Source organism: Nocardia wallacei (assembly GCF_029869545.1).
GTDB lineage: Bacteria > Actinomycetota > Actinomycetes > Mycobacteriales > Mycobacteriaceae > Nocardia > Nocardia wallacei_A.
In genome coordinates, this window is the sequence record NZ_JARWQD010000214.1 from 21086 (window position 1) to 40366 (window position 19281).

The window sequence follows — 19281 nt, forward strand, 5'->3', positions numbered from 1 at the left end:
CGCTCGGTGTCGTCACCGGTTCTCCTGTTCTCGTGCTGTCCAAGGGGTCTCGTGGGTGGGTCGGTACTTTCCCTCATTCGCCCGCCGGTAGGTCGACGACCATGGTCAGGCCGCCGCCGGGGGTCGGTTCGGCGTGGACTGTGCCGCCCATCGCCTCGACGAATCCACGCACCACCGACAGTCCGAGTCCGACGCCGGTGGAGTTGTCGCGATCGCCGAGACGCTGGAACGGCTCGAACATCTGGTCTTCCAACCCCGTCGGCACTCCGGGACCGTAGTCGACCACCGTGATCGACACGCGGTCGCCGGTGTGTTCGGCGGTCACGCGGACCGGAGTGTCGCCCGGGGAGTAGCGCAGCGCGTTGTCGATGAGGTTGGCCAGCACCCGCTCCAGCAGGCCGCTGTCGGCCCGCACCGACACCTCGCCCACCTCCACCTTGATCCGCTCCATCGCCGCGCGGCGCAACCCGCGCGTGCCCATCCCGACGCCGACCACCGCCCGATTGACGACCTCCTCCAGGTACACCCGCTTGAGCTGCGGCCGCACCACGCCGACGGCCAGGCGCGACGAATCGAGCAGATTGCCGACCAGGCTGGTGAGCTGATCGGTGGATTCCTCGATGGTCTCCAGCAATTCGGCGGTGTCCTCGGGGGAGAACTCGACATCGTCGCTGCGCAGGCTGGAGACGGCGGCCTTGGCGGCCGCCAGCGGCGTGCGCAGATCGTGGCTGACCGCCGACAGCAATGCGCGCCGCAGCCGGTCGGCCGCGATCACGCTCGCCGCCGCCTGAGCCTCGTCGGCCAGCCTGCGGCGTTGCTGCAGCCCGGCGGCCTGGTTGGCGACCGCGCCCAGCACCAGCCGGTCGCCGGGGGTGAGGGAGCGGCCGGTGAGCAGCAGCCAGTGCATATCGTCGCCCGCCTCGATCGCGACGTCGGCGTCGGCGACCCGGCGCGGCGGATCGTCACCGACGCAGGCGATCACGTCGTCGTCGGAGACGAAGCTGACCGCGCGCTGGCCGAAGGTCTCGCGGGCGCGCTCCAGCAGATCGTGCAGGTCGGCGCCGTGCAGCACGGCGGCCGCGAACACCGTGAGCAGTTCGGCCTGCTGCGAGGCCCGCCGCGCCTCGCGGGTGCGCTTGGCGGAGACGTCCACCAGGGCCGCCACCGCCACGGCCACCATCAGCATCACCACGATGGTGAGGAAGTTGTTGAGTTCGGCGACGGTGAGGCTGTGCCGGGGGGAGACGAAGAACCAGTTCAGCAGGAGCCCCCCGAGCAGGGCCGACAGCGCCGCGGGGGCGACGCCACCGAGTAGTGAGACCGCGATGACGCCGGTGAAGAACAGCGCGCTCTCCCCGGCCAGATCGAGGTGGTTGTCGAGCCAGAAGAAGCACACCGCGGTGATCACCGACGGCACCAGCACCGCGGTCAGCCACGACGAGAGCTTGCGTTCGCGCGGCGTCACCGACGACCAGCGGAATCCGCGGTTGGACTCCTCGTGGGTGACCATGTGCACGTCGATCTTCCCCGACGCCTGCACCACGGCCGAGCCGATGCCCTCGTCGAGCATGCGGGCCCAGCGCGAGCGCCGCGAGGTGCCCAGCACCAGCTGGGTGGCGTTGACCTGGCGGGCGAAGTCCAGCAGCGCGCCGGGCACGTCCTCGCCGGTGACGGTGTGCAGGCTGGCGCCGAGGCTGTTGGCCAGATCCCGCAGCCGCGTGAGTCTTCGCGTGGACACGCCCGCCAGTCCGTCGCCGCGGACCACGTGCACCACGATCAGGTCCGCGCTGGATTTGGTCGCGATCCGGCTGGCGCGCCGCACGATCGTCTCCGATTCCGGGCCGCCGGTCACCGCGACGACGACGCGTTCGCGGGCCTCCCAGGTATCGGTGATCTTGTGATCGTCGCGGTACTTGGCGAGCGCGGCATCGACCTGGTCGGCCAGCCACAGCAGCGCCAATTCCCTTAGCGCCGTGAGGTTTCCGGGTCGGAAGTAGTTGCGCAGCGCGGCGTCGACCTTCTCCGCGGCGTAGACGTTGCCGTGGGACATCCTGCGCCGCAACGCCTCCGGGGTGATGTCGACCAGCTCCACCTGCTCCGCGCCGCGCGCCACCCAGTCCGGCACGGTCTCGCGCTGCACCACGCCGGTGATCTGCTGCACGACGTCGTTGAGGCTCTCGAGGTGCTGGACGTTGACCGTGGAGATCACGTCGATGCCCGCGTCGAGCAGTTCGTGGACGTCCTGCCAGCGCTTGTCGTTCTCGGAGCCGGGCGCGTTGGTGTGCGCCAGCTCGTCGACGAGGACGACCGCGGGCCGCCGCCGCAGCACCGCCTCGACATCGAGTTCGGGCAGCGTGGTCCCGCGGTACTCGACCTGCTTGGGCGGGATCCGCTCGATCCCCTCGAGCAGTTCGGCGGTCTTCTTGCGGCCGTGGGTCTCCACCACCGCGGCCACCACGTCGCGCCCGCGCTCGAGCCGACGGTGCGCCTCGCCGAGCATCGCGAACGTCTTGCCCACACCGGGGGCGGCGCCGAGGTAGATCCGTAGTTGACCGCGCTTCACTCGTCCATCATCGCGCGCGACGCTCCGCGTGGCCGCCGCGGCACGCGCGCGCGGATCGGGGTGCCCGTGGCGAGTATCCGCAGGACCAGTGCGCAGGTCAGGAAGCCGAGGAGCACCGCTGCGGTGACCGCGAAATCCGGCACAGTCATCTCCTTACATCACTGTGTGTGCGCCGACCGGGTTCGTTTCCGCAGCCGAACACACCACTGTGTACCTCCGTGAATCGCGTGTGGACGGTTCCTTACGACTTCTTGACGGCGTGTTCGGCTACCTTGACGTCATCCTGGCGACAGATCGGGCAATCCGTAAGCGGGTCGTCAATGCGGACGTTTACGGCGCTAAGAAGGCGTTAACGATCTCGAAAAACGACCGTACGACCGCTTGACTCACTGCGGCGCATCTTGGGTGCGTTGCTGTCTACGAGAGGTTTCGGCACATGTCTGTCGTGGTGTTCACGCTGCTGACCGTGGCGGTCTTCGCACTGCTCGGCCTGATCCAACGGGGAGTGGAGCGGCTGTGACGCAGAACATCATCGGTCTGGTTCTGGCCGTCGGCGTCGCGCTGTATGTCGTTGCGGCGCTGTTGTTTCCGGAGAGGTTCTAGGTGAACACGACCACTGCGGGGATACTGTTCGTCGTATCCCTGATCATCGCGCTCGCCGTGATTCACATCCCGCTCGGCGACTACATGTACCGGGTGTACGCGGGGGAGAAGCATTCGCGGGTCGAGCGCGGCATCTACAAGGTGATCGGCGTGCAGCCGGGCGTCGAGCAGAACTGGGGCGTGTACGCCCGCAGCGTGCTGGCCTTCTCGGCGATCGGCGTGCTGTTCCTGTTCTTCCTGCAACTGCTGCAGGGGCATCTGCCGTGGCATCTGAGCGAGCCCGGCACCGAGATGACCGGCGGCCTGGCCTGGAACACCGCGATCAGCTTCGTCACCAATACGAACTGGCAGAACTACGGCGGCGAGTCCACGATGGGGCACACCGTGCAGATGGTGGGCCTGGCGGTGCAGAACTTCGTGTCGGCCGCGGTCGGGATGGCCGTGGCGATCGCGCTGGTGCGCGGGTTCGCCCGCCGCAACACGAGCGATCTGGGCAACTTCTGGGTGGATCTGGTGAGGGGAACCATCCGCATTCTGCTGCCCATCGCCTTCGTGTTCGCGATCGTGTTCGTGGCCGCGGGCATGATCCAGAACTTCCACGTCTACGACCAGGTCGCGCAGACCGTGGCCGGTACGGGATCACAAACCCTGCCGGGTGGTCCGGTCGCCAGCCAGGAGGTCATCAAGGAACTGGGCACCAACGGCGGCGGCTTCTTCAACGTGAACGCCGCGCACCCGTTCGAGAACCCGACCACCTGGACGAACTGGCTCGAGATCTTCCTGATCCTGATGATCGCCTTCTCGCTGCCGCGCACCTTCGGCCGCATGGTGGGCAGCCCGAAGCAGGGCTACGCCATCACCGCGGTGATGGCCACGCTGGCGATCATCAGCGTCACGCTGACCAACCTGTTCCAGCTGATGCACCACGGCACCGTGCCGACGGCGGTCGGTTCGGCGATGGCCGACGTGGAAACCCGCTTCGGCGTATCGAATTCGGCGACCTACGCCGCGGCCACCACACTCACCTCGACCGGTGCCGTCGACTCCGCGCACGACTCCTACACCAGCCTCGGCGGTCTGTGGCCGCTGTTCAACATGAAGCTCGGTGAGGTCGCGCCCGGCGGTGTCGGTGCCGGACTGTACGGCATGCTGATTCTCGCGGTGATCACGGTATTCGTCGCCGGGCTGATGGTCGGGCGCACGCCGGAATACCTGGGCAAGAAGATCACGCCGCGCGAAATCAAGCTGGCCGCAACGTATTTCCTGGTGAGTCCGCTGATCGTGCTGGTGGGTACGGCGAGCGCGATGGCGATGCCCGGACAGCGCGCGAGCATGGCCAACACCGGCCCGCACGGCCTGACCGAGGTGCTGTACGCCTTCGCGTCCGCGGCCAACAACAACGGCTCGGCCTTCGCGGGCCTGTCGGGCAACACCGACTGGTACAACACCGCGCTCGGCCTGGCCATGGTGTTCGGCCGCTTCCTGCCGATCATCCTGGTGCTCGCGCTGGCCGGATCGCTTGCCGCGCAGGGCCATACGCCCGAGTCGATCGGCACGCTGCCGACCCATCGCCCGCAGTTCGTCGGCATGGTCGTCGGCGTGACGCTGATCCTGGTCGCGCTCACCTTCCTGCCCGCGCTGGCGCTCGGGCCGCTCGCCGAAGGAATCCATTCATGACAACGGGAAGCGGGCTGTTCAACCCGCAGATGCTGGTGAAGTCGCTACCGGAGGCCCTCCGGAAGCTGGACCCGCGCACCCTGTGGCGCAACCCGGTGATGCTGATCGTCGAGATCGGCGCCGTGTGGTCGACCGTCCTGGCCATTGCCGAGCCCACGTTCTTCGCCTGGGCGATCGTCGTATGGCTATGGCTCACAGTGCTTTTCGCCAACCTGGCCGAGGCCGTCGCCGAGGGGCGCGGTAAGGCGCAGGCCGACACCCTGCGCAAGGCCAAGACCGATACCGTCGCGCGGCGGCTGGTCGAATGGCATCCCGGACAGGAGCGCGTGACCGAGGAGCGGGTCGCGGCACCGGAGCTGCAGCGCGGCGATCATGTCGTGGTGGAGGCCGGACAGGTCATCCCCGGCGACGGCGATGTCGTGGAAGGCATTGCGTCCGTGGACGAATCGGCCATCACCGGCGAATCCGCGCCGGTGATCCGCGAATCCGGCGGCGACCGCTCGGCCGTCACCGGCGGCACCACCGTGCTGTCGGACCGGATCGTCGTCAGAATCACCCAGGAGCCCGGCGGGTCGTTCATCGACAAGATGATCGCGCTCGTCGAGGGCGCGGCGCGGCAGAAGACGCCGAACGAGATCGCGCTGAACATCCTGCTCGCCGCGCTCACCATCATCTTCGTGTTCGCGGTGGTGACGCTGCAGCCGATGGCGATCTTCTCCAAGGCGAACAACCCTGGCGTGGTCGACACTTCGGCGCTGGACGTGCACGGCGTCACCGGCATCGTCATGGTGTCGCTGCTGGTGTGCCTGATCCCGACCACCATCGGCGCGCTGCTGTCGGCGATCGGTATCGCGGGCATGGATCGCCTGGTGCAGCGCAATGTGCTGGCCATGTCCGGCCGGGCGGTGGAGGCCGCCGGGGACGTGAACACGCTGCTGCTGGACAAGACCGGCACCATCACCCTCGGCAACCGTCAGGCATCGGAGTTCGTGCCGATGCCCGGCGTCACCGAGGACGAGATCGCCGATGCCGCACAGCTTTCCAGCCTCGCCGACGAGACGCCCGAGGGCCGCTCGATCGTGGTGTACGCCAAGCGGGCCTACAACAAGCGCGAGCGCACGCCGGGCGAGCTGACCGGCGCGCACTGGGTGGAATTCACCGCCCAGACCCGCATGTCGGGCGTGGATCTGCACGATGGCCATCAGCTGCGCAAGGGCGCGGCCAGCGCCGTCACCGAGTGGGTGCGCGGCAACGGCGGCTCCGTCCCGAGCGAGGTCGGCGTGACGGTCGACGGGATCTCCGCCTCCGGCGGCACCCCGCTGGTGGTCGGCGAGATCAGGGACGGGAAGGCCCGGCTGCTCGGCGTGATCCACCTCAAGGACGTCGTGAAGGAGGGCATGCGCGAGCGTTTCGACGAGATGCGCCGCATGGGCATCCGCACGGTGATGATCACCGGCGATAATCCGTTGACCGCCAAGGCGATTGCCGACGAGGCGGGCGTCGACGACTTCCTGGCCGAGGCCACGCCGGAGGACAAGCTGGCGCTGATCAAGACCGAGCAGTACGGCGGCCGCCTGGTCGCGATGACCGGCGACGGCACCAACGATGCCCCCGCCCTGGCCCAGGCCGACGTCGGTGTCGCGATGAACACCGGCACCTCGGCGGCCAAGGAGGCCGGGAACATGGTCGATCTGGATTCGGATCCGACCAAGCTGATCGAGATCGTCGAGATCGGCAAGCAGTTGCTGATCACCCGCGGTGCGCTGACCACGTTCTCCATCGCCAACGACATCGCCAAGTACTTCGCGATCATTCCCGCGTTGTTCGTGGCGCTGTTCCCCGGGCTGGACGTGCTCAACATCATGCGGTTGCACAGCCCGCAGTCGGCGATCCTGTCCGCGGTGGTCTTCAACGCGATCATCATCGTGCTGCTGATTCCGCTGGCGCTGCGCGGTGTGAAGTACACGCCGTCGAGCGCGTCGAAGCTGTTGAGCCGCAACCTGGCGATCTACGGTGTCGGCGGCATCATCGCGCCGTTCATCGGCATCAAGATCATCGACCTTGTCGTCCAATTCCTCCCCGGGATGTCCTGATATGCGTATGTCAACCTGGATCCGGCAGCACCTCGCGGCGCTGCGCGCGCTGCTCGCGCTCACCGTGATCACCGGAATCGTCTATCCCCTGGCGGTTTTCGCGGTCGCCCAGCTGCCCGGCCTGCACGACAAGGCGGACGGGTCGCTGATCGAGCAGGACGGCAGGATCGTCGGCTCGTCGCTGATCGGGCAGGCGTTCACCGACGGTAACGGCAACGCGCTGGCGCAGTACTTCCAGAGCCGGCCGTCGTCGTCGGGTCAGGGCGACGGCTACGACCCGACCTCGACCAGCTTCACCAACCTCGGCCCGGAGAGCATCGTCGACACCCTCGCCGAGAATCCCGACGACGCGAAGCAGAGCCTGCTGACCCAGGTGTGCTCGCGCAGCAAGGAGATCGGCGAGCGCGAGGGCGTGGACGGCAGCAGGCCGTTCTGCGCGCCCAGCGGCGTCGGGGCGGTGCTGTCGGTGCTGGGCCCGCGCGACTCGCGCGGCGGCGTCGAACACCCCACCAGGGTGGTCAGCGTGAACGAAGCCTGCCCTGCCACACCGTTTCTCGACACCTACAAGGGCGTGCGGGTCGAATGCGCGCAGATCGGCGAGGACTACTCGGCCGGACTGATCGTGCCCATCGAGGGCGACGCCTCCCGCGACACCCCCGTCCCCTCCGACGCGGTCGTCACCTCCGCCTCGGGCCTCGACCCGGAGATCTCCCCGGCCTACGCCGCCCTCCAGATCCCCCGAGTAGCCAAGGCCCGCAACATCTCCGAGGACGAGGTCCGCACGACGGTCGCCGCCCACACCACCGGCAGAGACCTCGGCTTCCTGGGCGAGCCCCGAGTAAACGTCCTCCAACTGAACCTCGACCTGGACAAACACCACCCCACCGAGAACTGACCCACCCGACCCCGGGAATTCAAGGCGCGCCTTCGCATTCCCTCCGAACGAGCGTCCTCTCACCTCCCGTCGAGCAAGGATGCCCCCTCGCTCGCGTCGGCCGAGCACGCCTTCCATTCGCACGCGCGGACATCACGACAGTCTCGTGCGCTCGGCCGATCTGCGTAGGGCCGCGGCCACCTCTTCCGAGACCTCCAGCAGGTCCACGGCCGTGTCCAGTGCGGCGATCGCAGCGACGTACTGGGCGACCAGTTCCGCGGAGTCGGCGCTGATTCGCACGGTGCAGGCATTGGGGCCGTCGGGCTCGATCGCGCCGGGGACGGGGGCGAAAAGCTTGGCGTGCAATGTGTTCGGGTCGAGGGCCACCGACAGGCGGGCGGTGTGGTGGTAGGTGGCGTGGGCGAGGGAGTGGGTCAGGTAGTCGGCTGGGGTGCGGGCGGGCAGGGGGCGGGGGATGAAGTGGGTGTGGGCGGGGACGGGGCGGCCGATCCGGTCGACTCGGAATATGCGCCAGTCGGCGCGGTCGAGGTCGTGGGCGATCAGGTACCAGCGCCGCTCGATGACCACCAGGTGGTGGGGCTCGGCGCGGCGGGCGCTCGCGGTCTCGTCGCGGCCGCGGTAGTCGAAGCTCACCACCCGGTGCTCGCGGCAGCAGGAGGCGAGCACGGCCAGCGTCGCGGGATCCGGGGCGACTCCCGGCCGCGCGGGCCGCGCCACCGCGGTCTCGGCTAGGGCCGCCAGCCGCGGGCGCAGCCGCACCGGCAGCACCTGCTCCAGCTTCGCCAGCGCGCTCATCGAACTCTGCTCGATCCCGGCCACATCCGCCGCGGTGGTCAGCCCGATCGCGACGGCGATCGCCTCCTCGTCGTCCAGCAGCAGCGGTGGCAGGTTGCGGCCGGAGGTCAGGCGGTAGCCACCGGCGGTGCCCGAGGTGCTGTGTACCGGATAGTCGAGCGCGCGCAACCGGTCGATATCGCGGCGCAGGGTCCGCGCACTGATCCCGAGCCGCTCGGCGAGTTCGGCGCCCTGCCACTCCCGGCGGCTCTGCAGCAGCGACAGCAGCCGCAGCAACCGCCCCGGCATGGTCTTCCGCACGGATTCCGAGTCGTCGCTCACAGACACAGAATGCCCCACCTTGCGGACAAGATGTGGCCGCAAGGCCGCCTAGCGTGGCTCCCATGAACGAGATCGACAAGGAATTCACTGGCCGCGTGGACGGCCGGATCCACGGACCCGAGACCGACGGCTACGACCGCGAGCGCGGCGGTTTCCAGCTCCTAGACCAGCATCGGCCCGCCGTGATCGTCGCCGCGGCCGGTGTGCGCGACATCCGCGCGGCGGTGCGGGTGGCGGCCGCCCGCGGCCTGCCGGTGGCGGTGCAGGCGACCGGGCACGGCCTGGCCGCTCCCACCGACGGCGTGCTGATCAGCACGCGGCACATGACCGATGTGCGCGTGGATCCGCAGACGCGGACCGCCCGGGTGGCGGCGGGCGCGACCTGGCGGCACGTGATCGACGCGGCGGCCCCGCACGGCCTGGCGCCGCTGTCGGGCAGCTTTCCCGGCGTGGGCGCCGTCTCCTACACCCTCGGCGGCGGTGTCGGCCTGCTCGCGCGGCGGTACGGGTTCGCCGCCGACCACGTGCGCCGCATCGACCTCGTCACCCTCGACGGGCAGCTGCACGAGGTCACCGCCGAATCCGACCCGGACCTGTTCTGGGCCCTGCGCGGCGGTGGTGGCAACTTCGGCGTGGTCACGGGGATGGAAATCGAGCTACTGCCGGTGGCCGAAATCTACGGCGGCAGCCTGTATTTCGACCTGACGCAGGTTCCCGACCTGCCCGCGGCCTGGCATCGCTGGACGGCCGGAGTCCCGGAGGAGATGACCTCGGCGGTGACGATGATGTCGTTCCCGGATCTCCCGATGCTGCCGGAACGGTTGCGCGGCAGGCGGATTGCCCAGGTGCAGATCGCCTGTCTCGGCTCGGCGGACGACGGCGGTGCGGTGGTGGCCCCGCTGCGGTCGGCGGGACCGATCCGGCACGACACCCTGCGCGTGCGCCCGTTCACCGAATCCGGGGCGATCTTCGACGAGCCGGATCAGCCGCACGCCTACCGTTCCCGCACCCTGCTGGTGCCGGAGTTGGACGGCGGCGATCTGGCCGGTCTGGCGAACACCACCGGTCCCGAGACCCCGATCATGGTCGTGGCCGGGCTCCGGCATCTCGGTGGTGCGCTGGCCCGGCCCCCGCGGATCCCGAACGCGGTCGGCCATCGCGACGCGGCCTACTCGGTCTCGGTGCTGTCCCCGGTCGCCGAGGACGAGCGGGATCTCGTCCGGGCCACTCACGATTCGGCGCTGAAACCGTTCGCCCGCAACGCACTCGGAGCCGCATTGAATTTCACCTTCGGCCCGGTCGATGCCGAGGAGATCCGCTCCGCCTTCGCGCCGCAGGACTACCGCAGGCTCGCGGAGCTACAGCACCGATGCGACCCGGACGGTCTCCTGCAGCCCAATCACCCTGTCCGGTAAGCGTTTACGACCAATCCGATGGGAAGTGTCCAGCAGTTCGGCGAGGCGGTCGCGGGTGACGGTGAGGCTGTCGATGGTGGATTGGACGGAGGCGAGTTTGCGGGCGACGGCCTCGGCTCCCGCCGGACAGAGTTCCTCGAGCGGAGTATCGGCGTGCATGCAGGGGAGGAGCCGGTGACCTCCTCGGCGGTGAATCCGACCGACAGCAACCGGCGGATGTCGTCCACCAGCCGCACGGCATGCTCGTCGTACTCGCGATATCCGTTGGGCGAGCGGCGATCCGGGAGCAGCCCCTGCTCCTCGTAGTAGCGCAGCGCGCGCCGGGTGGCGCCGGTGCGCCGGGCGAGTTCACCGATTCGCATGCTTCACCTCACGCGGCGTCCAGGCCGCCGTCCACGCGGATCCCGGTTTCCGCGCCCGTGACCACCACGGCCCGCCCTTGCAACGATCTCGATTCGCTCATGCCGCGACGCTAAACCTTGACGCCGGGGTGAAGGTCAAGGCGCGGGGTGGTCGAGCGGCCGCCGCGCATGCGCGTAGAGGGCCTCCCACACCTCGAAGCGCGAGAGGGCGCCGATGATCGCGAACCCCTCCGCGGTGAGGGTGACGGGGCCGAGGACGGTGCGCGGGTCGTCCCAGCTGCCGTCGGCCCGGACGATGCCCCGGGCGGCGAGTTCGCGCAGCGCCCTGTCCACGGCCGACGGCTGTGGTGCGAGGGCCGCGAGCTCGGCCGGGGTGCGCGGACGTCGGGCCAGCGCGTCCAGCACCTCCACCACGTAGCGGTGGCTCACGAGATCCGACAGTGCCGCCAGATCGGAATGAATGTGCATGGGACGGACACCACCTCGTAGCCGCTGCGCTCGTTCGCCTTTCGTGATCGACGCTAGGCCCGCGCCCCAGTGATCGTCTTTATGCGTCATTGCGGGATTCGGCGCCGGTCTTCACGAAATCGCTACGCGCCGCGGCGGAGCGGCCGAGGTGATCGGCCGCACACCCGCCGCTCAGACGGGGAAGCAGCGGGCGAAGGTGAGCAGTAGTTTCGGGGAGCCGTGGATGCGGAGGCGGCCGAACAGGATCGCGCGCGGCAGTATCGATCTCCGGGCCAGGAAGCGCAGCCAGGTGCGGGAGTCGGCGGTGATCCGCAGGTCCGGATCGCCCGTATGTCCGTCCGCGACCTCGAGATCGCCGTCGTGGATGGCCACCGTGATGCGGCGCTGTTCGGCGCCGGTGAAGGTGAAATGGTAGGTGGCCGTCACGCCGCGGGCCCGGCCGCGCTGGAACAGCAGCGGCAGCCCGGTCACGAACCCGTCGATACTCGCCGGGCGCAGCCCGCGGGCGACGAATTTGGTCCGCTTGTGCGGAAACCGCTGGGCGACATACTGTTCGGCGTCCGAACCGCGCACCACGTAGACGGTCTCCCGCTTGTTCTGCAGCGGGCGCACGACGTCGTTGAGGTGCCGCTTGCTGTTGTCGAGGTAGGTGCCGATGACGTCCTCGCCCGCCGGGCAGACCGACATGCAGTAGGCCGCTTTGTAATTGGCGCCGAAGGACAGGCTCTGCCACATCGAGGCGGTCTCGTTGTCGGCGACCCGCGAGCGGTAGTCGCCCGCGCTGCGGCTGTCGGCGACCTGCTCCACCCAGTCGCCGAAGCCGCCGAGGAATTCGCGATAGTTGTGGGTGTAGCAGGCGGAGAAGTCGAAATGGCCGTCGGAGGCGATCGCGCCGGTCGGGCAGGCCGAGACGCACAGCTTGCATTCCAGGCAGGGGTCGAAGTCGATCGGCCGGGAGTACTCGCCGATCTCGGTGTCGATCAGCACGGTGCCCAGCAGCACGAAGTTGCCGAACCGCGGATGAATCACGTTGCGGTGGATACCCATTCGGCCGAGCCCCGCGGCGACGGCGACGAGTTTGTGCGAGACCACCCACATCCGGTCGGGGAACCTGTCCATCTCCATCGGGAAGCCGACGGAGGGGTTCAGCGCGCGGACCCCGCGACGCTCGAGGGCCGAGACGATCCGGCGGGCGACGTCGTTGGTGTCGTCGTTCCCGTGGTGGAACTCGAGGTTTGCCACCGACCTCGCGGGACTGCGGATGCTGTCGCGGTTGAGCCTGCACACGAAGCCGATCAGCGCCCGGGCGCCGGGCAGCGCGGCGTCGATCTCGGCGCGTTCGTCGGCGAGTTCCGCGCGCTCGATCTCGACGAAACCGACATCGTCGGCGCCGGACTCCAGGCACAGCTCACGCAGCCATGCGGCGTCCAGCGGACCCGGCGGCTCGACCGGTTCGCGGGCTCGATGCCGGATGACGGTGGGGTGCCCGTCGAACTTCCTGCGTGCGTTCATCCGGCATCACCCTGCCCATCGAACGGTGTCCAGCCATGCAGCGCGCATCGTAACGCCGCGCGGGCGTCACGTCAGCGCGCTGCCCGCCAGCCACTGGTCCCACGGCACCAGCCAGTCGCCGTTGTTCCAGGTGGGCAGCGGCGGGCCGGAGGTGTTGCGGACCTCCACGACATCTCCGGGCAGCGAGAAGTTGAAGAACCATTTCGCGTTCTCGCCGTTGAGGTTCAGGCAGCCGTGCGACAGGTTCTGGCTGCCCTGCGCCCACACCGTCTCGTCGAGCTGGTGCAGATAGATGCCGTCGCCGCTGATCCGCGTGGCCCAGTTGATGGTCTCCTTGTAGCCGAGCCGGTCGTTGACCGGCAGGCCGTAGGTGGAGGAGTCCATGATCACCGGATTGCCCTTGTCCATCACGGTGTAGATGCCCGCGGGGGTGTTGAAGTAGATGGTCTTGCCGCCGACCTGCTGACTGCCGCCCATGCCCATGGAGGTGGGCATGGTGCGGATCAGTTTGCCGTTCTCGAACACCTGCACCTGTTTGTTGTTGTCGTCGGCGATCGACACGTGCGAGGGGCCGATGGTGAAGCTGGTCTTGGTGTCTTCCTGCCCGTACATGCCCGAGCCGAGTTCGGCACCGAAGATGTTCGCCGCGACCGACACCTTGGTGCCCGGCGCCCAGTACTGCTGGGGGCGCCAGTGCGCCCGGGTGTCGTCGAGCCAGTACCACGCGCCCTGCACCGGGGGATCGGTGGTGACGGTCAGCCGCTTCTCGGCGGCCGCCTTGTCGGGGATGGGCTCGTCGAACTTGGCCACGATGACGGTTCCGACGCCGTAGGTGCCCCCGTCGGCCAGCGTCTGACCGCCGGTGGTGGTCAGGTATGCCTTGGTCTGATTGCGCGGCGTCAGGGTCGAGAAGGTGGCCTTCGTGGGCCCGCTGGGGCCGGAGATGGTGACGCCCTGCGCGGTGACGCTGTAGGTGCGCCCGTATCCGAGCGGCCCCGTCGGCTTCCAGGCCGTTTTGTCCGGTGTGAGAATTCCCTCCACCGGTTTGCCCTGGTCGTTGGTCATCGTGACCGACGAGAGGATGCCGTCGGAGGCGGTTACCTCGATCTTGCCCAGCGGATCGACGTCCTCGCTGCCGTCGCCGGGGGTCACCGAGATCACCGGTGCCGCCGGTCCCGACGTCGCCGGGGCCGGTTTCGGTCCGGATCCCGACGAGGATGAGCACGCGGCCATCAGCATCGTCACCAGGGTGATCACACCCATTGCGACACCGAATCGGCAGCGGCGACCTGACATGGTGTCTCCTGCGCTCGCCGTGCGCCTGCTGAGCGGGCCCCCGCAGCGCACCATGGCCTAACTGTCTTGACGGGTAGTTTACGGGGACACTGGGGGAAGAGGCACACCGAGGTGTTGCCCCATGTTTACGAACAGATTGAGCGGGTACTCCAGCTACCGTTCTCTGCCCTCCGTAACCGTGCCGTCAAGGCACTGGGGCAAACGGCCGAGTATCTGCTAGGGAAGAAGATTATGAGCGCGAACCTGATGATCGTAGAAGACGACGACAGGGTACGGAGCGCCTTGCGGCTGGCCATGGAGGATGAAGGGTACGACGTCGAGGAGGCCGAGGAGGCCGAGGATGCGCTCGAGCACCTGCGGGACAACGGCGCGCCCGATGTCATGATCGTCGACCTGATGCTGGGGGAGATGGACGGATTCTCCTGTATCCGGGAGATCCGCCGCGATCACGACGTGCCGATCATAGTGGTCAGCGCCCGTGACGACACGCACGACGTGGTCGCCGCGCTGGAGGCCGGCGCCGACGATTTCGTCACCAAACCGTTCGAGATCAAGGAGATCACCGCGCGCATGCGGGCGCTGCGCCGCCGCGCCCAGCAGTTCGCCGAGCCGCCCGCGCCGCAGGAGGTGGTGCTCGACGCCGACGAGGAGAACCCGCTGCTGCTGTCGGTCGAGGGCGGTACGGTGCGCCGCGGGGAGGAGGAACTGCACCTGACGCTGACGGAGTTTCGCCTGCTGTGCGAGCTGGCCGAGACTCCGGGCCGCGTGCTGTCCCGCAGCGTGTTGCTCGAAAGAGTCTGGGACCGCGGATTTTTCGGTGACGAGCGGATCGTCGACGTGCATGTGCGGCGGCTGCGCACCAAGATCGAGAGGGATCCGTCGGAGCCCTGCATCGTCGTCACCGTGCGAGGACTCGGCTATCGACTCGATGTTCAACGCTGAGCAGCGCAGCCGGTTTCGGCTGCCCAGCCGCCAAAGCCTGCGCGGCCGAGCGATTTTCGCCTTCGCGGTGACGGCCGGACTGGTGTCGGCGGTGCTCGCGGCGACGGTGTCGGCGCTGGGCCGCGGCTTCTGGGAGACGCTCGCCGTCTGCGCGGTGGCGGGCACCGCGATCGGTGCGGTGTTCGGGCTGTGGTTCACGCGCCGCCTGCTGGAACCGCTGCAGCGGGTCACCGGCACCGCGGCGCGCATCGCCTCCGGCGAACTGGGCACCCGGTTGCCCGACACCGACGATCCGGATCTGGCGCCGACGGTCGACGCGTTCAACACGATGGTCGACTCGCTGCAGCGCCGCATCGATCGGGAGCGGCGGCTCGTGGGTGACGTGAGTCACGAATTGCGGACACCTTTGACGACGCTCACCACGAGCGTCGGGGTGATGTCGCGCTACGAGGACGAGTTGCCGCAGCGTTCGCGGCAGGCCCTGGTGCTGGTCCGGGCGGAATTGGAGCATCTGCGCCGGTTGCTGGACGATTTGCTGGCGCTGGCCCGCGCGGAGGCGCGCATGCACGGCGCCGACGCCGAACCGCTGTCGGTGCGCGAACTGCTCACCCACACCCTCGCCGAACTGCGCTATCCGCCGGAGTTGCTGACCGTCGCCGCCGACGGCACCGTGACCGGGCGGAAGCTGGAACTCGAACGGGCGCTGGTGAATTTGCTCGACAACGCCGAGAAGCACGGCGGCGGTGTGGTCGGCGTCGGAGTCGACCATCGCGGGACCGAGGTGTTGATCACGGTCGACGACTCCGGGCCGGGCGTCGCGGAGGCGGATCGGCAGCGCATATTTGAACGTTTCGTGACGGTGCGTCGCGGCAGACGCGGCGGAACGGGCACCGGAATCGGTCTGGCGCTCGTTGCGGAAACCGTTGCGGCACATGGGGGAATGGTCGAATGTACGGACCGTCCGGGAGGGGGTGCGAGGTTCACCGTCCGGCTACCCGCCGTGACGCAATTCACCGAACATATTTCTGTAACACGACCGTAAAGTAGTCGACCGGATGGCCTCAAAGTTCGTTCGCAACCCTTAAAGAGTGATGCAGACCCGAACGCGGAGTACGCCATTCGGATCCCCTTCTCCCGACCGACCCGAAAGTCGAAAGGAAACGTCTGTGCCAGTGGTGATTCGCACGCCACAGGTCAGCGACGGGGCGACGATGTGGCAGATCGCCGTCGATTCCCAGGTACTGGACGCGAATACGAGCTATGCGTATCTGCTGTGGTGCAGAGATTTCGCGGCAACCAGCGTGGTTGCCGAAATCGGCTCGGAAATCGCGGGATTCGTCACCGGATTTCTCCGGCCCGAGGCACCGGAGACGGTGTTCGTCTGGCAGGTGGCCGTCGACCATGCGTTCCGCGGCCGCGGAATCGGTGTGGCGATGCTGGAAGGCCTGGTCGACAACGTTGCAGGGCAAGGAGTTTCAACACTGGAGACCACTGTTTCCCCGGATAACGCGGCCTCGCTGGCGATGTTCGCCGCGCTGGCGCGACGCCGGGGCGCCGAGCTGACGCGAGAGTCGCTCTTCACACCCGAAGACTTTCCGGACGGTCATGAATCAGAGGACCTGTACCGGATCGCGCCATTGCATTCCGTGGCGCACCCCACACGAAAGGATCATCGATGACGACGACCGCTGAGATGACCGTTTTCGAATCGCTGGAATCGAATGTGCGCGGCTACTGCCGATCCTGGCCGACGCTGTTCGACACCGCTCAGGGATCCTGGCTGCGCGATGCCAGCGGCCGCGAATTCCTGGATTTCTTCGCCGGCGCCGGAGCACTGAACTACGGGCACAACAATCCCGTTCTGAAGCAGTCGTTGATCGACTACATCGCGCGCGACGGCATCACCCACGGCCTGGATATGTCCACCGTGGCCAAGCAGCAGCTGCTGGAGACCATCAACAGCGTGCTGCTGGAGCCGCGCGGGCTGGACTACAAGGTGCAGTTCCCCGGGCCGACGGGCGCCAATGCGGTCGAGGCCGCGCTGAAACTGGCCCGCAAGATCACCGGTCGTACCACCATCCTCAATTTCACCAATGCCTTCCACGGCATGACGCTGGGTGCGCTGTCGGTCACCGGCAATGCCGCCAAGCGCGCGGGCGCGGGCGTGCCGCTGGTGCATGTGAACCCGATGCCCTACGACGGCTACCTCGACGGCGCCGACGAGCTGGCCTGGATGGAGAAGATGCTCGACGACGGCTCGTCGGGCGTGGACAAGCCCGCCGCGGTGATCGTGGAGACCGTGCAGGGTGAGGGCGGCGTCAACGTGGCGCGGGCGGAGTTCCTCGAGCGGCTGTCCGCGCTGTGCGCCGCGCGCGGGATCCTGCTGATCGTCGACGACGTGCAGATGGGCTGCGGCCGCACCGGCCCGTTCTTCTCCTTCGAGATCGCCGGGATCACCCCCGACATCGTCACGCTGTCGAAGTCGGTCGGTGGCTACGGCATGCCGCTGGCGCTGGTGCTGATGCGCCGCGAGCTGGACCAGTGGGCGCCGGGGGAGCACAACGGCACCTTCCGCGGCAACAACCCGGCCTTCGTGACCGCGACCGCGGCGCTGGAGCACTTCTGGTCCGACGGACGCCTCGAGGAGGCGACGGCGGCGAACGGTGCGCGAATCCATCGATCCTTCAGCGCCCTGTCTGATACGTATGAGGGTGTGTCCACGCGCGGCCGCGGCATGGTGCACGGGCTCGTGTTCGAGGAGCCCTCGGAGGCGAACAAGGTGAGCCGAATCGCCTTCGAGCAGGGGTTGCTCGTCGAGACGTCCGGCGCCGAAGATGAGGTGGTGAAGCTGCTACCGCCGCTGACCATCACCGAAGACGAGCTCGACCACGGCCTGAACATCTTGGGCAACGCGGTCGGCGCGGCACGAGGAGGAAACTGACCATGATCGTGCGAACCACCGCCGAGATCACCGGCACCGACCGAGATGTGGCCGACGCCGGCTGGCGGAGCAAACGGATCATTCTCGGCGGTGACGGGGTCGGTTTCTCCTTCCACGAGACCACGATTCAGGCAGGCACCACCCACGAGTTCCACTACGCCAACCACGTCGAAGCGGTGTGGCTGGTGGAGGGCGAAGGCACCCTCACCGATCTCGACCACGGTGTCAGCTACGAATTGGGGCCTGGCTCGATGTATCTGCTGGATGGGCACGAACGCCATCGCATCGAGACACGCACGCAGATGCGGATGTTGTGTGTGTTCAACCCGCCGGTTACAGGCCAGGAGGTGCACGACGAGAACGGCGTCTACCCGTTGGTCGCCGTTACCGAGTAGGTAGGAGGACAACACCGCGATGACGTTGGCCGACAGTCGAATCGATCGCTACCGCACCCGCACGCTGACCGAGGTGCCGCCGATCGAACGCAACGATCCGACCGTGTGGGGCCGGATCACCTCGCCGGAACTGGCGAACTTCGACGCCGACGGGTACGCGATCATCGATCAGCTACTCTCGCCGGAGGAGGTGGCCGATTTCTCGATCGAGATCGAGCGGCTGGCCTCCGATCCCGAACTGCGCCTGGACGAGCGCGTGATCATCGAGAAGAAGTCGAACCGGGTGCGGTCGATCTTCGAGGTGCACAAGATCAGCCGGGCGGTCGCGGAACTCATCCGGGACGAACGTGTGGTCGGGCTGGCCCGGCAGGTTCTCGGCTCCGAGGTGTACATCCACCAGAGCCGGGTCAACTACATGCCGGGCTTCGAGGGTGCCGGGTTCTACTGGCACTCGGACTTCGAGACCTGGCACGCGGAGGACGGCATGCCCGCCCCGCGTGCGGTCAGCCTGTCGATCGCACTGACCGAGAATTATTCGTTCAACGGCAGCCTCATGGTGATGCCCGGCTCGCAGAATACGTTCGTGCCGTGCCAGGGCGAGACACCTTCCGAGCATTACCGGGAGTCGTTGAAGGAGCAGCAGATCGGTGTGCCAGCGCACGCTGATATCGCTGCCATGGCCAACAAGCACGGCATCGCGCAGTTCACCGGACCGCAGGGCTCGGCGCTGCTGTTCGATTCGAACATCATGCACGGATCGTCCAACAACATCACGCCGTTCCCGCGCTCGAACATCTTCGTGGTGTTCAACAGCGTCGAGAACGCCCTGCAGGAGCCGTACGCCGCGGGCGCGCCCCGACCGACGTACATCGCCAGCCGGGACTTCGAGCCCGTCCGGTAACACCCCGCGGCCCCCGCCCCCCCCCGAGCAGGTGTCGGGGGGGCCAGAGGATAACAAACCCACCCCCGCGGCACGCCCACCCCCCCCCCCACCCCCCCAACC

The 19281-nt window shown here is 68.0% G+C and carries 18 protein-coding genes; 11 read left to right on the forward strand and 7 right to left on the reverse strand.

Annotated features, from left to right (window positions below; genetic code table 11):
* Positions 1-73: 73 nt before the first annotated feature.
* Both QH290_RS18145 and QH290_RS18150 read right to left on the reverse strand, forming a co-directional pair.
* On the reverse strand, positions 74-2563 hold the full coding sequence (locus QH290_RS18145) for an ATP-binding protein (RefSeq protein WP_280265272.1): 2490 nt from the start codon (positions 2561-2563) through the stop codon (positions 74-76).
* Positions 2560-2712, reverse strand: coding sequence for a hypothetical protein (locus QH290_RS18150; protein ID WP_157123833.1), 153 nt, complete (start codon positions 2710-2712; stop codon positions 2560-2562). Before QH290_RS18150 ends, QH290_RS18145 begins: the two co-directional genes overlap by 4 nt.
* 367 nt (positions 2713-3079) lie before the next feature.
* Between QH290_RS18150 and QH290_RS18155 the strand changes: the two genes are divergently transcribed.
* From QH290_RS18155 to QH290_RS18170, 4 genes are read left to right on the forward strand one after another with little or no spacing between them, the layout of a single operon-like run.
* Entirely contained in the window at positions 3080-3166 is an 87-nt protein-coding gene (locus QH290_RS18155; protein WP_063709931.1) for a potassium-transporting ATPase subunit F, read from the forward strand.
* Positions 3167-4843: a potassium-transporting ATPase subunit KdpA gene (kdpA, locus tag QH290_RS18160; protein ID WP_280384083.1), complete on the forward strand. Its 1677-nt coding sequence runs from the start codon at positions 3167-3169 to the stop codon at positions 4841-4843.
* A complete protein-coding gene (gene kdpB, locus QH290_RS18165) occupies positions 4840-6936 on the forward strand; it encodes a potassium-transporting ATPase subunit KdpB (RefSeq protein ID WP_280265270.1) in 2097 nt (698 codons plus the stop codon). Before kdpA ends, kdpB begins: the two co-directional genes overlap by 4 nt.
* Before the next feature lies 1 nt (position 6937).
* Positions 6938-7831 carry a potassium-transporting ATPase subunit C gene (locus QH290_RS18170; RefSeq protein WP_280384085.1) on the forward strand — a complete coding sequence of 298 codons (894 nt, stop codon included), beginning with the start codon at positions 6938-6940 and terminating at the stop codon, positions 7829-7831.
* 132 nt (positions 7832-7963) lie between these two features.
* Here the strand turns inward: QH290_RS18170 and QH290_RS18175 are convergent, their stop codons facing one another.
* Entirely contained in the window at positions 7964-8947 is a 984-nt protein-coding gene (locus tag QH290_RS18175) for a helix-turn-helix transcriptional regulator (RefSeq protein WP_280384087.1), read from the reverse strand.
* A 62-nt stretch (positions 8948-9009) separates the two neighbouring features.
* On the opposite strand from QH290_RS18175, the gene QH290_RS18180 reads away from it, so the two are divergent.
* Entirely contained in the window at positions 9010-10362 is a 1353-nt protein-coding gene (locus QH290_RS18180) for an FAD-binding oxidoreductase (protein ID WP_280384089.1), read from the forward strand.
* On the opposite strand, the gene QH290_RS18185 is transcribed toward QH290_RS18180, so the two are convergent.
* From QH290_RS18185 to QH290_RS18205, 4 genes are all read right to left on the reverse strand, one after another.
* Complete coding sequence (locus tag QH290_RS18185; RefSeq protein ID WP_280384091.1) at positions 10347-10724, reverse strand: MerR family transcriptional regulator; 378 nt, start codon at positions 10722-10724, stop codon at positions 10347-10349. The genes QH290_RS18180 and QH290_RS18185 overlap by 16 nt on opposite strands.
* A 135-nt stretch (positions 10725-10859) precedes the next feature.
* Complete coding sequence (locus QH290_RS18190; protein WP_280384093.1) at positions 10860-11192, reverse strand: hypothetical protein; 333 nt, start codon at positions 11190-11192, stop codon at positions 10860-10862.
* A gap of 171 nt (positions 11193-11363) precedes the next feature.
* Positions 11364-12704 carry an SCP2 sterol-binding domain-containing protein gene (locus tag QH290_RS18200; RefSeq protein WP_425303621.1) on the reverse strand — a complete coding sequence of 447 codons (1341 nt, stop codon included), beginning with the start codon at positions 12702-12704 and terminating at the stop codon, positions 11364-11366.
* A gap of 66 nt (positions 12705-12770) precedes the next feature.
* Positions 12771-13967 carry a L,D-transpeptidase gene (locus QH290_RS18205; protein ID WP_280384095.1) on the reverse strand — a complete coding sequence of 399 codons (1197 nt, stop codon included), beginning with the start codon at positions 13965-13967 and terminating at the stop codon, positions 12771-12773.
* A 264-nt stretch (positions 13968-14231) separates the two neighbouring features.
* On the opposite strand from QH290_RS18205, the gene QH290_RS18210 reads away from it, so the two are divergent.
* Genes QH290_RS18210 through thpD form a run of 6 tightly spaced genes read left to right on the forward strand, consistent with a single transcriptional unit; the run spans position 14232 to position 19179 of the window.
* A complete protein-coding gene (locus tag QH290_RS18210) occupies positions 14232-14942 on the forward strand; it encodes a response regulator transcription factor (protein ID WP_280265264.1) in 711 nt (236 codons plus the stop codon).
* Positions 14929-15984 (forward strand): HAMP domain-containing sensor histidine kinase, encoded by a 1056-nt coding sequence (locus tag QH290_RS18215; RefSeq protein WP_280384097.1) that lies wholly within the window; start codon positions 14929-14931, stop codon positions 15982-15984. The genes QH290_RS18210 and QH290_RS18215 overlap by 14 nt, the downstream gene beginning before the upstream one ends.
* Before the next feature lie 49 nt (positions 15985-16033).
* On the forward strand, positions 16034-16621 hold the full coding sequence (gene ectA / locus QH290_RS18220; RefSeq protein WP_425301652.1) for a diaminobutyrate acetyltransferase: 588 nt from the start codon (positions 16034-16036) through the stop codon (positions 16619-16621).
* Positions 16618-17883, forward strand: a complete 1266-nt coding sequence (gene ectB / locus QH290_RS18225; RefSeq protein WP_280265261.1) for a diaminobutyrate--2-oxoglutarate transaminase — start codon at positions 16618-16620, stop codon at positions 17881-17883. Before ectA ends, ectB begins: the two co-directional genes overlap by 4 nt.
* 2 nt (positions 17884-17885) lie before the next feature.
* Entirely contained in the window at positions 17886-18278 is a 393-nt protein-coding gene (locus QH290_RS18230) for an ectoine synthase (RefSeq protein ID WP_280265260.1), read from the forward strand.
* 19 nt (positions 18279-18297) lie between these two features.
* Positions 18298-19179 (forward strand): ectoine hydroxylase, encoded by an 882-nt coding sequence (gene thpD / locus QH290_RS18235; RefSeq protein WP_280384099.1) that lies wholly within the window; start codon positions 18298-18300, stop codon positions 19177-19179.
* Positions 19180-19281: the final 102 nt, after the last annotated feature.